The sequence below is a fragment of the Microbacterium sp. MTN4-26 genome (assembly GCF_042846595.1).
GTDB lineage: Bacteria > Actinomycetota > Actinomycetes > Actinomycetales > Microbacteriaceae > Microbacterium > Microbacterium luteum.
Genome location: NZ_BTGO01000007.1, coordinates 91,336 through 104,410, shown reverse-complemented (window position 1 = coordinate 104,410; position 13,075 = coordinate 91,336). Strand labels below are relative to the sequence as shown.

11 protein-coding genes are annotated in these 13,075 nt (G+C 70.5%); 4 read left to right on the top strand and 7 right to left on the bottom strand.

The features are described 5' to 3' along the window. Positions 1-48 precede the first annotated feature (48 nt). The 3 genes from ACGG9C_RS07760 to ACGG9C_RS07750 form a co-directional block, all read right to left on the bottom strand. Entirely contained in the window at positions 49-1,641 is a 1,593-nt protein-coding gene (locus tag ACGG9C_RS07760) for a catalase (RefSeq protein ID WP_390178507.1), read from the bottom strand. Between the two features lie 140 nt (positions 1,642-1,781). Beyond that, complete coding sequence (locus tag ACGG9C_RS07755) at positions 1,782-2,585, bottom strand: SDR family oxidoreductase (RefSeq protein WP_071045183.1); 804 nt, start codon at positions 2,583-2,585, stop codon at positions 1,782-1,784. Between the two features lie 68 nt (positions 2,586-2,653). Beyond that, positions 2,654-3,667, bottom strand: a complete 1,014-nt coding sequence (locus ACGG9C_RS07750; protein ID WP_071045182.1) for a sodium:calcium symporter — start codon at positions 3,665-3,667, stop codon at positions 2,654-2,656. A gap of 175 nt (positions 3,668-3,842) precedes the next feature. On the opposite strand from ACGG9C_RS07750, the gene purU reads away from it, so the two are divergent. Next, complete coding sequence (gene purU, locus ACGG9C_RS07745; protein WP_390178506.1) at positions 3,843-4,724, top strand: formyltetrahydrofolate deformylase; 882 nt, start codon at positions 3,843-3,845, stop codon at positions 4,722-4,724. A 19-nt stretch (positions 4,725-4,743) separates the two neighbouring features. Here purU and ACGG9C_RS07740 read toward each other — a convergent pair whose 3' ends face one another. Next, a complete protein-coding gene (locus tag ACGG9C_RS07740) occupies positions 4,744-5,676 on the bottom strand; it encodes a serine hydrolase (protein ID WP_194383959.1) in 933 nt (310 codons plus the stop codon). A 30-nt stretch (positions 5,677-5,706) separates the two neighbouring features. Continuing rightward, positions 5,707-7,695 (bottom strand): M13 family metallopeptidase, encoded by a 1,989-nt coding sequence (locus tag ACGG9C_RS07735; RefSeq protein WP_194383960.1) that lies wholly within the window; start codon positions 7,693-7,695, stop codon positions 5,707-5,709. Positions 7,696-7,788: 93 nt separating this feature from the next. On the opposite strand from ACGG9C_RS07735, the gene ACGG9C_RS07730 reads away from it, so the two are divergent. Further along, positions 7,789-9,114 carry an MATE family efflux transporter gene (locus ACGG9C_RS07730; protein WP_194383961.1) on the top strand — a complete coding sequence of 442 codons (1,326 nt, stop codon included), beginning with the start codon at positions 7,789-7,791 and terminating at the stop codon, positions 9,112-9,114. A gap of 21 nt (positions 9,115-9,135) precedes the next feature. Here ACGG9C_RS07730 and ACGG9C_RS07725 read toward each other — a convergent pair whose 3' ends face one another. After that, positions 9,136-9,795: an RNA methyltransferase gene (locus ACGG9C_RS07725; RefSeq protein ID WP_071045178.1), complete on the bottom strand. Its 660-nt coding sequence runs from the start codon at positions 9,793-9,795 to the stop codon at positions 9,136-9,138. A 500-nt stretch (positions 9,796-10,295) separates the two neighbouring features. Between ACGG9C_RS07725 and ACGG9C_RS07720 the strand changes: the two genes are divergently transcribed. After that, the gene (locus ACGG9C_RS07720) at positions 10,296-11,327 is read left to right on the top strand and encodes a DUF2332 domain-containing protein (protein ID WP_390178505.1); all 1,032 of its coding nucleotides are present in this window, start codon (positions 10,296-10,298) and stop codon (positions 11,325-11,327) included. Between the two features lie 101 nt (positions 11,328-11,428). Then, positions 11,429-12,061, top strand: coding sequence for a metal-dependent transcriptional regulator (locus ACGG9C_RS07715; RefSeq protein WP_194383962.1), 633 nt, complete (start codon positions 11,429-11,431; stop codon positions 12,059-12,061). Here ACGG9C_RS07715 and ACGG9C_RS07710 read toward each other — a convergent pair. After that, positions 12,051-13,013 carry an SDR family NAD(P)-dependent oxidoreductase gene (locus ACGG9C_RS07710; protein ID WP_194383963.1) on the bottom strand — a complete coding sequence of 321 codons (963 nt, stop codon included), beginning with the start codon at positions 13,011-13,013 and terminating at the stop codon, positions 12,051-12,053. The genes ACGG9C_RS07715 and ACGG9C_RS07710 overlap by 11 nt on opposite strands. Positions 13,014-13,075: the final 62 nt, after the last annotated feature.

The following is a 13,075-nucleotide window of genomic DNA, read 5'->3' as shown; positions in this document are numbered from 1 at the left end:
CGAAAGCCCGGTCGCGGCGAGCGCGACCGGGCTTCCGGCGGTGTCGGCTCAGCGGTCGGCGTGCGTGTTCGGCTCCACGATCGGCTGATCGGCGTCGTCCTGCGCGGCGCCGGGCTGAGCTCCGGGCGCACCTAGGTCGGCACCGTCTCGCACGAGCTTCTCGATCTCGGCCCCGGTGGTGGCATCGACGTTCTTCCAGTACTGGAAGGCCCGCTCGAGCACGTCGCCGGTCACGCCGCCGAGCAGGTGTCCGGCCACGGTCTTCACGAACGCGGCGCGCTGCTGGTCGTTCCAGACGTCGCGCACGAGCGCCCCGGCCTGCGAGAAGTCATCGTCGTCGGGACGCAGCGTGTAAGCCTGCCGCACCATCGCACCGTCGGCCTCCCAGCCGGGGTCGACCTCGCCGACGTTGTCGGCGTAGCCGCGGCCGAAGGAGTTCGGCGCGTACACCGGGTCGTCGCCGCGGTGCTCGTAGGCCATCGGCCCGTCCTGCGTATAGGTGTTGACCTCGACGCGCGGGCGGTTCACCGGCAGCTGCAGGTAGTTCGCGCCGATGCGGTGCCGGTGCGTGTCGGAGTAGGCGAACGCCCGGCCGAGCAGCATCTTGTCGGGCGAGAAGCCGATGCCCGGCACCAGCGCGGACGGCTCGAACGCGGCCTGCTCGATCTGGGCGAAGAAGTTCTCCGGGTTGCGGTTCAGCGTCATCGTGCCGACGGGGATGAGCGGATAGTCCTCGTGCGGCCACACCTTCGTGAGGTCGAACGGGTTGATGCGGTAGGTCTTGGCATCTTCATACGGCATGACCTGCACCGACAGCGTCCACGACGGGAACTCGCCGCGATCGATGGCGTCGTACAGGTCGCGGCGGTGGAAGTCCGCATCCTCCCCCGCGATGCGCGTGGCATCCTGATCCGTCAGGCCGGCCACGCCCTGGTCGCTGTGGAAGTGATACTTCACCCACGACTTCTCCCCGGCCTCGTTCACCCACATGTAGGTGTGCGAGCCGTAGCCGTTCATCTGCCGGTACGAGGTGGGGATGCCGCGGTCGCCCATGAGGTACGTCACCTGGTGCGCGGACTCCGGGTTCAGGGTCCAGAAGTCCCACTGCATGTTGTTGTCGCGCAGGCCGTTTCCGCCGCGTCGCTTCTGCGAGCGGATGAAGTGCGGGAACTTCATCGTGTCGCGGATGAAGAAGATCGGGGTGTTGTTGCCGACGAGGTCGTAGTTGCCCTCGTCGGTGTAGAACTTCAGCGCGAATCCGCGCGGGTCGCGCCACGTGTCGGGCGAGCCCTGCTCGCCGGCAACGGTCGAGAACCGCGCGAGCATCTCGGTCTTCACGCCCGGCTGGAACAGGCCGGCCTTCGTGTAGGCGGTGACGTCTCCGGTGGTCTCGAAGACGCCGAAGGCACCGGAGCCCTTCGCGTGCACGTTGCGCTCCGGGATGCGCTCGCGGTTGAAGTGCGCCATCTGGTTCAGGAAGTGCACGTCGTGCAGCACGATCGGGCCGTCGGCCCCGACCGTCAGGCTGTTGCGATCACTCGGCGCGGGCGCGCCGGTGTCGGTGGTCGAGCCGATCTCCGCCTCGGAAGACGGATTCTGGGCGACCGAGGTGCCGTCTGTGGGCTCGGGAAGCTGAGGCATGGGATGGGTTCTCCTTCGCGGATCGCGATTGCCGGGCGGATGCGCCCACGATCCAGCGAAGCACTTCCGACTCACCGCGGAAAGGGGGGTTGACGGATGCCGTCGCCTCAGCTCTTCGCGAATGCGCCGACCCTCCCCAGTCAGCCGAGGAGATCGCCCATCTGCTTCGCGATGAGCTCGGTGGCGTACTTGGGGTTCAGCCGCGACAGCTTGTCCATCGTCGCGGCGTCCTTGCCGATCGTCGCGCGGAACCTGCCCTTCGCGATCGCCTCGACGATCACGCGACCCGCTTCGGCCGGCGTCGTGGTCTTGCGGGCGGATGCTGCCGCGTCGCCGTCGGGCATGTCCATCACCACGCCGGAGTTCGCCGCGATGTTCGTGCCGATCGCGCCGGGATAGATCGCCGTCACTGCGACCGACGTGCCCTGGAGTTCGGCGTAGAGCGCTTCGGTGAGCAGGCCGACGGCGGCCTTCGAGGCGCCGTAGACGGCCTGACCGGGCACGGCGGCGTAGGCTCCCATGCTCGCGACGTTGACGATGGCGGCATCCGGTCGCTCGACCAGCACCGGCAGGAACGCCTTGACCATGTGGAGCGTCCCCCAGAAGTTCACGGTCATGACCTTCTCGATCTCCTCGTAGGGGAGGTCGATGATCTTGACGAACTTCTGGATGACGCCGGCGACGTTGACGATGCCGTCGACCGCTCCGTGGATGTCGGCGACGGCAGCCGGCAACGCCTCGACGGCCTCACGGTCGGTGATGTTCACGGTGTGCGTCGACAGGCGGTTGCCTGCCGCGGCGAGCGCCACCGTCTCGGCGAGCCCGTCGGCGTTGAGGTCGACGCCGGCGACCGAGGCCCCGGAGCGCAGAAGCTGAAGGGTGACCTCGCGGCCGATGCCGTTTCCCGCCCCCGTGACGACGAAGACCTTGCCTGCGATGTTCATCCCTGCTCCCATGTGTCGAGGTGCCGATTCCCCTCGACGCTATCGCGTGCGCGGCGGTCGGATAAGGGTCAGATCGCGAACAGTGCGAGGCCGATGGTGCCGGCGTAGATCGCGGGAATGCCGATCCCCTCGAACCCGATGCCGCGCTGATCCCGGATGATGAGCCCGGCGGCGAGCACCGCCGTGATGAGGAGGGTCCCGCCGAGGAGCACGAGGCTCTCGTCGCCGGCGGCGGCATAGATCGTGCCGTCGAGGAAGAAGGCGTCGGCCACGGTGAGGGTGAGCACGTCGAAGACGTTGCCGCCGATGATGTTGGCGACCCCCAGGGTGAGGGCTCCGATGCGGATCGCGGAGATCAGCACGATGAGCTCGGGGAGGGATGTCACCGCCGTCGTCACCGTGAACCCGGTGACCCCGCTCGGCCATCCGGTCGCCGCGATGACCCCGAGGCCGGCCTGCCCGATGACCCACCCGGTCACGCCGACGACGAGCCCGAGCGCCGCGAAGGTGAACCACAGGCGCGAGAGCGGTCCGCTGTGCTCCTGCCCCTCCTCGTCGTCGCGCGTCTCACGCGTGCGGATCGGCGTCCACATCGGGGCCTGGTGCATGCGGCGCTGCAGGTGCAGACCGTAGAAGTAGAAGACCGGGATGAGAACGGTCACCGGATGGATCCAGCCGGCCGTCAGCTGCGGCGTGGCGAAGGCGATGACCGGCAGGCTGAGCAGCGCAACGAGCACGACGGCCTGGAAGAGGTTCTCGATCGACGCCGCCGCGTGCTCGAGATTCGCTCGTCGATACAGCAGATCGGCGATCGCGAGCCAGACGCTCTGCAGGGCGATGCCGCCGATCGGATTCGCCAAGGCGAAGGCCGCGTCGCCCTCGAGCGCGCCGGTGGCGGTCGTGACGATCCCGGGGAGGGAGGTGACCGCACCGAGGAACACCGCGCCGGCGACCGCCTCGCCGAGTCCCGTGCGGTCTGCCAGTTCATCCGCGGCGCGGGCCAGCCGCGAGCCGGCCACGACGACGATGCCGACGGCGGCGACAAGGGCGATGACGCTCGGCCACAGCGGCCACGGTTGCACGGTGACTTCCTCCCTCGGGTGTCTTCCGCCCTCGGGTCGCGGGATTCTTCCCTCGGGTTGCGGTCGAGGATACGGACGGCGACGCGTCCTCACCCCGGACTCCCGCAGCGGCGGCGCCCGTGCTAGCGTGCCCGACCCGCGCGCGCCCGACCGGCGGACACGGCAGAATCGATGCATGGCCGCTCCCAGCCCCCACCTTCTGCCCGACCACGCGTGTCTCATCGTCCACGGCACCGACCGACCCGGAATCGTCGCCGCCGTCTCGGCACTGATCACGCGCCACGACGGCAACATCGTCGCGTTCGACCAGTACTCCGACGACCCGACGGGCGGCGACTACTTCCAGCGCGTGGTCTTCCACCGGCCCGATCTCGCGGCGGCGCTGCCGATGATCGAGGACGACCTCGCGCGCACGCTCGGCGGCGGATTCGACCTGCGATGGTCGCTGACGGACCAGTCGACCCCCAAGCGCATGGCGATCCTCGCCTCGAAGCAGGACCACTGCCTCCTCGACCTCCTGTGGCGCCACCGTCGCGGGGAGCTGCCCGTGACGATCCCGATGGTCGTGTCCAACCACACGACGGCGGCCGAGGACGTGCGCACCTTCGGTGTGCCGTTCTTCCACGTGCCGTCCGCGCCGGGTCCGGACAAGTCCGAATCCGAGGAGAAGATCCTGGAGCTGCTCGTCGGCAACGTCGACTTCGTCGTGCTCGCCCGCTACATGCAGATCTTGTCGGGGGACTTCCTCGAGAAGGTCGGTGTGCCGGTGATCAACATCCATCACTCGTTCCTGCCCGCCTTCATCGGCGCCGACCCCTACAAGAAGGCCAAGGAGCGCGGCGTCAAGCTCATCGGCGCCACCTCGCACTACGTCACGAGCGACCTCGACGAGGGTCCGATCATCGAGCAGGACACCGTTCGTGTGACCCACGCCGACAGCTCGCTCGAACTCGCCCGGCGCGGCGCCGACGTCGAGCGTCAGGTGCTCTCCCGTGCCGTGCTGTGGCACGCGCAGGATCGCGTCATCCGCCAGGGCAATCACACGATCGTCTTCTGATCCCACCCTCGCCGCGGCCTCAGTACACGTACTCCATGAGGTCGGTGCCGAGCACGCGGAAGGCCGCGTGCGCCCGTGAGCGGTGCATGATCGACAGGTCGTCGAAGCACACGATGAGCGCGTAGGAGACACCCGCGCGCGGGCCGGCGAGCACGCCCGCCTCGGCGCGGATCCCGGCGCCGCGACCCGTCTTGTTGATGAAGAGCAGCCCGTGGTCGTCGTTGTCGTGCGCGAACGGATCGAGGCCCGTGGCCGAAGCGACCAGCGACAGATCGTGGTTGCGGCTCAACCACTCCGCGACGTGCGCACTCACCGACGGGTTCACCGCCGACGAGTTCACCAGGGCCGAGAACAGCTCCGACATCTCCGCCGCCGTGCCGAGCGCCACGTGGGGCGCGTCGTCGGGACCGCGGCTGTCGCGGAACCCGTCGAGCAGCGCGGAGCGCGGCATCCCGAGCTGCCCCAGCCGGTTGCGCACCGCCTCGAGCCCGACCCGCTCCAGCAGCACATTGGCCGCCAGCGCGTCACCGGCCGACGCGGCGAGCACGGCGAGATCGCCGAGGCTGAACCTCTGCGCGGCGAGGTGGTGCCAGAGACCGGCCACCGACACCCCATCGGTGCTCGTGCGATCGACGACCTCGGCGGGGTCGAGGCGCCCGTCGTCGAATGCGGCCGCGACCTCGACGAGCAGCGGCACGACGCCGAGGCCGCCGATCGGCAGGGTGATGAAGTCGTCGCCGGAGAGCACCGCGTCACCGCGATCGAGGTCGGTCACGCGCACCGCGACCTTCGCACCCGACTCGGCGAGCTCGTCGAGCGCCGCGAGCGTCGATGCGAACGATCGACGGCCGGCGGCTGCCCGGCGGGGCAGTCGCCTGTCGTGGGGTCTGATCCGACGGGAACTCCGAAGGGGCTCCTCGGTGCCGCGCCTGGGCTCAGGGGGCGTGCCCACGAACGGTGTCCTCTCTGCTCGGGCTCGTGATCACCAGATGGTGACGCGCTTGTCGGGGTCGAGCCACAGCTCGTCCGACTCGGTCACCCCGAACGCATCGTAGAACGCGTCGATGTTGCGCACGATCTGATTGCACCGGAACTCGTTGGGCGAGTGCGGGTCGATCGTCAGCAGGCGGATGGTCTCGGCATCGCGCCCCTTCTGCTGCCACACCTGGGCCCAGCTGAGGAGAAGCCGCTGGATGCCGGTGTAGCCCTCGATGACGGGGGCGGCGTCGGCGATCTCGGGGCCGGCGTCGTCGCTCGCGATCGACAGGGCATAGGCCTTGATCGCGATGCCGAGACCTCCGAGGTCCCCGATGTTCTCGCCGATCGTGAGCGCACCGTTGACGGTGTGCTCATCGGCGAGGCCTCGGGGCACGAGGTGGTTGTACTGGTCGATCAGCACCGCCGTGCGCTCCTCGAAGGCCGCGCGGTCGGCATCCGTCCACCAGTCCCGCAGCGACCCGTCGCCGTCGAAGCGGCTGCCCTGGTCGTCGAAGCCGTGACCGATCTCATGACCGATGACCGCGCCGATGCCGCCGTAGTTCGCCGCCGCGTCGCGGTCCGCGTCGAAGAAGGGATACTGCAGGATCGCCGCAGGGAAGACGATCTCGTTCATCAGCGGGTTGTAGTAGGCGTTGACCGTCTGCGGGGTCATGTACCACTCGTCGCGGTCGATCGGCTGGCCGACCTTCGACAGCTGACGGTCGTGCTCCCACACGTGAGCGCGACGCACGTTGCCGACGAGGTCGGCGGCGTCGATCTCGAGCGACGAGTAGTCCTTCCAGGTCTCGGGGTAGCCGATCTTGGGGGTGAACGCGGCGAGCTTGGCGAGGGCGCGCTCGCGCGTCTCGGGCGTCATCCATTCCAGCGACGAGATGCTCTCGCGATACGCCTCGACCAGGTTGGCGACCAGGTCGTCCATCTCGGCCTTGGCCCGCGGCGGGAAGTGGCGCTCGACGTAGACCTTGCCGATCGCCTCGCCGAGCGCGGCCTCGGTGAGGCTCACGCCGCGCTTCCAGCGCTCCCGGTTCACCGGCACGCCGGTGAGCTGCGTGCCGTAGAAGGCGAAGTTCTCGGCGACGAACGCGTCGGTGAGGAACGCAGCTCCCGCGTGCACGATCTTGAACCGCAGCCACGCCTTCCAGTCATCCAGGCGTTCCTCGACGAGCAGGCCGGCGAGACCCTCCAGGAAGCTCGGCTGCGACACGACGACCTCGGCGAAGGCGTCGGGATGGTTCGGCGCGATGCCCTCGCGCCACGGCACCAGGTCGGCGCCGGCGAGGCCGACCGTCTCGTCCCACGTGCGCAGGTTGTAGGTGGCGACCGCGTCGCGGCTGCGCACGTTGTCCCAGTGGTGCGCGGCCACCTCGGTCTCGAGCGCGAAGACGCGATCGGCGGCATCCGCGGCCCCGGCGACACCGGCGAGGTCGAGGATGCGCTCGACGTGCGCGCGGAAGGCGGTGCGGGTCTCGGCGAAGTTGTCCAGGCGGTAGTAGCTCTCGTCGGGCATCGACAGGCCGCCCTGCAGCACGAACGGCACGTATCGCTGCGGATCGCCCGGATCGGGCTCGACGTAGAGATCGATGATGCCGCCGACGCCGTCACGCTCGAGCACGCCGACGACGCGGAGGAACTCGGGGATCGTCGTCACCTCATCGACCATCGCCAGCTGCGCCGACAGCGGGCTCGCGCCGAGCTCGTTGACGCGGTCGACATCCATGAAGCTGGAGTACATGTCGCCGATCTTGCGGGCCTCGGTGCCCGGGTCGGCGCGCTGGGACTCCTCGATGATGGCGCGCACATCCTTCTCGGCCTGTTCGGCGATCAGGTGGAACGCGCCCCACCGGGCCTTGTCCTCGGGGATCTCGGTGCGGTCCAGCCACGATCCGTTGACGTGACGGAACAGGTCGTCCTGCGGGCGGATCTCGTCGCTGAGCTCGTCGAGCGCGAGACCGGATGCGGGGGCGTCGGTCATGCGTACAGGATAAGCACCGAGTCTGGGTCGTCGGTCGGAGTCTGGGCCGTCGGACGGCGCGTGGGTGTCCGCGGGCGACTCTAGGCTCGGAGCGTGGCCACCGCACGCGACACCCTGAACCGGGACATCCTGCGTCTTGCGGTGCCCGCACTCGGTGCGCTGGTCGCCGAGCCGCTCTTCCTCATCGTCGATTCGGCACTGGTCGGCCATCTCGGCACGACCCCGCTGGCTGCGCTCGGCATCGCCGGGGCCATCCTGCAGACGATCGTCGGGCTCATGGTCTTCCTCGCGTACTCGACCACGCCGGCCGTCGCGCGCCGGTTCGGCGCCGGCGATCCCACGCGAGCGGTCTCGGCGGGCATCGACGGCATGTGGCTCGCACTCGGCCTCGGAGCGCTGCTGGCCCTCGCCGGCTACCTGACGACGCCGTTCCTCGTCGGCCTCTTCGGCGCGACGGAGGCGGTCACCGCCGATGCGGAGACCTATCTCGGCATCTCGATGTGGGGGCTGCCGGCGATGCTCATCGTCTTCGCCGCGACCGGCCTGCTGCGCGGCCTGCAGGACACCGTCACCCCGTTGTGGATCGCCGGCCTGGGCTTCGCCGCGAACGCCCTGCTCAACGCTTTCTTCATCTACGGGCTCGGATGGGGTATCGCCGGATCGGCCGTCGGCACTGTGCTCGCGCAGTGGGGCATGGTGACCGCCTACGTCGTCGTGATCGGCCGCCACGCCCGCCGGCACGGCGCGGGCCTGCGGCCGCAGCGCGACGGAATCTCGGGCAGCGCCCGCTCCGGCGGGTGGCTGTTCCTGCGCACCGTCGCGCTGCGCGTCGCGCTGCTCGCCACCGTCGCCGTGGCCACGACGCTCGGCACCGAGGAGCTCGCCGGGTGGCAGGTGGCCTTCACCATCTTCTCCACCGCCGCGTTCGCCCTCGACGCGCTCGCGATCGCCGCCCAGGCACTCATCGGCAAGGGGCTCGGCGCCGCAGATGAGGCCGGAGTGCGGCGGGTCCTGCAGCGAACGCTCGCATGGGGAGTGGCCTTCGGGGTGCTCGTCGGGCTCGTCATCGGGGCGTCCTCCGGGGTCATCGGGCTCGTCTTCACCGGGGATCCGCAGCTGGCGGCGCTCGTGCAGCCGGCACTCATCGTGCTCGCCGTCGCGCAGCCGGTTGCCGGAGCGGTGTTCGTGCTCGACGGCGTGCTCATGGGCGCCGGGGATGCACGGTACCTCGCGATCGCGGGCGGGTTGAACCTCATCCCCTACGTTCCGGTCCTCGTGGCGCTGAACGTCTTGTCGCTCGCAGGAGCAGCCGGGCTGGCGTGGTTGGCGGTGGCCTTCTTCGGCGTGTTCATGCTCGCGCGCCTTGCCACACTCGGCTGGCGCGTGCGCGGCCGGGCGTGGCTCACCGCCGGGGCGTGAGGGAAGCGACGGAGCGGTCGATCAGCCGGCCGCGTAGCGGCGGCACCACTCGTACATCACGACGGCGGCCGCAGCACCCGCGTTGATCGAGCGCGTGGAGCCGTACTGGGTGATCTGCACGGCGCCGGATGCCGCGGCGAGGGCCTCGGGCGACAGCCCGGGGCCCTCCTGCCCGAACAGCAGCACGCACGCCTCGGGCAGTTCGGCGCGGTCGACCGGCTGCGATCCCGCGACGTTGTCGACCGCGACGATCGGCAGACCCGCATCCACCGCCCATGCGGTGAACGCGGCGACGTCGTCGTGGTGACGCACGTGCTGATAGCGGTCGGTGACCATCGCGCCGCGGCGGTTCCACCGCCGGCGCCCGATGATGTGCACTTCCGCCGCGAGGAACGCGTTGGCGCTGCGCACGATGGAGCCGATGTTGAGGTCGTGCTGCCAGTTCTCGATCGCGACGTGGAACGGGTGCCGCCGGGCGTCGAGGTCGGCGACGATCGCATCCATCGTCCAGTACCGGTAGCCGTCGACCACATTGCGGCGGTCACCATCGGCGAGTAGCTCGCGGTCGTACCGCGGGTCGTCGGGCCACGCCGCCGCGCCGCCCGGCCACGGTCCGACGCCGTGCGCGGTCTGCGGCTCATCCGCGGCGGCCGTTCCGCCGTCGTTCCTCGGCTCTGTCACTCCGAAAGGCTAGCCCGGCCGACGTGCACCAACTCAGGCTGGGAGGTCCGGGGAAACCCTTCCCGGACCGGATTCGCCGCAAACGGCCTCGCGCAGCCTGAGTTGGTGCACGATGCGGGGCGGGACCGGCAATGCCGGACGATGCCGCCCAGGAATGTCGACGGCACCGGGAATGCCCGTGAGCGGAAGGCGGACGGGGGATCAACGCGGCGCCGGGACGCGCGCCTCCTCCCACCGACGTGCACCAACTCAGGCTGGGTGGTTCGGTGAGGCCCCTCCCGGGCGGGAATCGCGGCAAACGGCCTCGCGCAGCCTGAGCTGGTGCACGGTGCGCGATGCGGGGCGGAACGGGGGGCGGAACGGGGGCGGGACGGGGGGCGGAAGGGCGGCGAACCGGGCGGCGGAACGGCGGGCGGGGCGGGGCGGGGTGCCGGTGGGACCGGGCCGGGAGATGCCGGGTGGACCGGACGCGGCGGACGACGCGGGCGTAGGGTGCGGCCATGGTGCACGCCCGACCGATGCCCGACGACGCCGGCCGCCTCGTCGCGTACTACGACGACTTCGCGCGGCGGTGGGCGCACGGCACGTCGCCGCTCTACGAGGACTGGGCGGCCGGGATCGCTGCCGACCTCGAGATGATCGCGCGCATCCGCCGCCTCCCACCTCGCCTGCAGCAGGCGAATCTCCTCTTCGCGGCCGCGCGCTGGGAGGGTGCCCCGCTCGACGACTACGAGAGATGGCGATCGTGGCTCGCCGAGAACTGGGATGCGGTCCTCGCCACCGCGTCGGTCCGCGCCACACAGCCCAACGAAGTCGCGCGGTGCGCGACCCTGCTGCCGATGCTGTCGCGCATTGACGGCCCGGTAGCCCTCCTCGAGGTCGGTGCAGCGGCCGGCCTGTGCCTGCTCCCCGACCGGTACTCGTATCGGTTCCTCTCTCCCGCCGGCGTGCATGACCTGCACCCCGCGGGCGGCCCGAGCGCCGTGCTGCTGGAGTGCCGTATCGACGACGCACGGGATGCCCCCACACGCATGCCTCACATCGAATGGCGCGCCGGCATGGACCTGGCACCGATCGACCCCGCCGACCCCGACGCCGTCGCGTGGCTCGCCACGCTCGTCTGGCCGGGCCCCGATCACGATGCGCGCGTCGCCCGCCTGCGCGGAGCGGCCGCGATCGCCGCGGCGGATCCGCCGCGCGTCGACACCGGCGACCTGCTCGAGCGCGTGACGACCCTCGCCGCCGAGTCCCCCGCAGACGCGACGCTGGTGCTGTTCCACAGCGCGGTGCTCCTCTACCTCGATACACCTTCGCGTGCGCGTTTCGCCAGCCTCGCGCTGTCTCTCGGCGAGCGCCTGGGCCGACGCGTGGTGTGGTTGTCGAACGAGTCGGCCGGCACGTATCCCGAGGTCGACGCGCAGATTCCCGGCGGTGCGGACACGGCCCACCGATTCGTCCAGTCCGTCGATGGGCGCGCCGTGGCCCTCGCCGGACAGCACGGTGGCGTCTACGAGACGCGACCCTTCCTGTGACAACGCCACCTGTAACGACGCCGCCTGTAACGACGCCACCGCGCGTGACGACGCCACCGCGCGTGACGACGCCGGAAACATCCTCTGAGTAGCCTGGAGCGGTGGCCTCTCCCGCCGTCGACGACTACCTGAAGACGATCTACCACCACACCGAGTGGCAGGACGAGCGCATGACGCCGTCCCAGCTGGCCGGCGTGCTCGGCCTCGCCCCGTCGAGCGTGACCGAGATGGTGAAGAAGCTGGCGAGCCTCGGGCTGGTGACCCACCGCCCGTACGGTCCGGTCTCGTTGACGGCGACGGGCGAGCGTCGCGCTGCCGCCATCATCCGCCGGCACCGCCTCATCGAGACGTGGCTCGTGCGCGAGTTCGGCTACGCGTGGGACGAGGTGCACGACGAAGCCGAGGTGCTCGAGCATGCGATCAGCGACCGCCTTCTCGCCGGCATCGACGACCTCCTCGGTCATCCGCTGTTCGACCCGCACGGCGACGCGATCCCGCGGGCCGACGGAACGGTCGTGCGCGAGCCGTTCGTGCTGCTCGCGGATGCGGCGGCCGGCCACACCGGCCGGGTGCTGCGCGTGAGCGACCGCGACGCCGACGTGCTGCGCGTCGCCGAAGCGGCCGGGATGACGGTCGCCACCGAGGTCACCGTGACGGCGGCCGGCGTGCGGGTCGGCGACGCGGAGACGGCGCTGGACGACGACGTGCGACAGGCGGTGTGGCTCAGCGCCTGAGCCGCTTGGTCTTGGCGGCTTTGGCGAAGGGCCAGGCGACGCCGGTCGCGTGCTCGCACACCTCCCAGATGCGCGCGGCGACCTCACGGTCCTGGGTGACGCGCGACGACGTGCCGCGTCGAGGCTCGCCCCGAAGCCGGGCGCGCGGTCCCCAGTACTCGCCCCCGGCGACATCGGATGCCGCCAGCGCGTGCACGAGGGGCTGCGCGCCGACCTCCTTGGACTGGGTGACGGGCGCCTGGATATTGTCGGCGAAGCGCGTCAGCCGGGAGGGATTGTTCACGCCGCGGATGCCGGCGGTGCGTCCGCTGGTGGAGTAGCCCGGATGCGCCACGACGCTCGCGACCGCCACGTCGGCGCCGCGCAGGCGGCGGTCGGCTTCGAACCCGAGCGAGCTGGTCGCGATCTTCGACTGCACGTAGGCGCGCCAGGGCGTGTAGCCCTCGGACAGCTGCGGGTCGACCGGGTCGTATCGCCACATCGAGGTCGACATGCTCCCCACCCACACCATGCGTCCGCCTGCCGCGGCGAGCGCGGGAAGCAGCTCGCCGGCCAGCGCGAAATGGCCGAGCACGTTGGTGGCGAAGACGAGCTCGTTGCCGTCGCGCGTGAGGGTGCGCCGTTTCGGCGGATGCACGATGCCGGCATTCAGCAGCACGCCGTCGAGCGCACCGCGGCTGCGGAGGGTGGCGGCGGCGGCGCGCAGCGAGCCGGAGTTGCTGGTGTCGATGACGAGGGATTCGACCGCATCGCGTCCGGCAGCCTCGGGCACCCGGCGGAAGAGGGCCGCGCGAGCCGCGGCGAGGCGAGCGGGATTGCGCGCCGACATGATCACGTCCGCCCCGGCCCGCACGAGGTGCTCGCACGAGAAGTAGCCGAGACCCGCGTTGGAACCCGTGACGAGGTACGTCCGGCCGGTGAGGTCGGGGAGATGCCACTCGGGTCCACTCACACGACGACCCTATGCCGCACATGCCCGATGCGGAATGGGGCGCGCGGGCGCGTCGCGGTCGG

Bases quoted from the DNA above. Each gene is read 5' to 3' on its own strand.
- ACGG9C_RS07760 (WP_390178507.1), bottom strand. From the start codon at position 1,641: ATGCCTCAGCTTCCCGAGCCCACAGACGGCACCTCGGTCGCCCAGAAT.
- ACGG9C_RS07755 (WP_071045183.1), bottom strand. From the start codon at position 2,585: ATGAACATCGCAGGCAAGGTCTTCGTCGTCACGGGGGCGGGAAACGGC.
- purU (WP_390178506.1), top strand. From the start codon at position 3,843: ATGGCCGCTCCCAGCCCCCACCTTCTGCCCGACCACGCGTGTCTCATC.
- ACGG9C_RS07735 (WP_194383960.1), bottom strand. From the start codon at position 7,695: ATGACCGACGCCCCCGCATCCGGTCTCGCGCTCGACGAGCTCAGCGAC.
- ACGG9C_RS07720 (WP_390178505.1), top strand. From the start codon at position 10,296: ATGGTGCACGCCCGACCGATGCCCGACGACGCCGGCCGCCTCGTCGCG.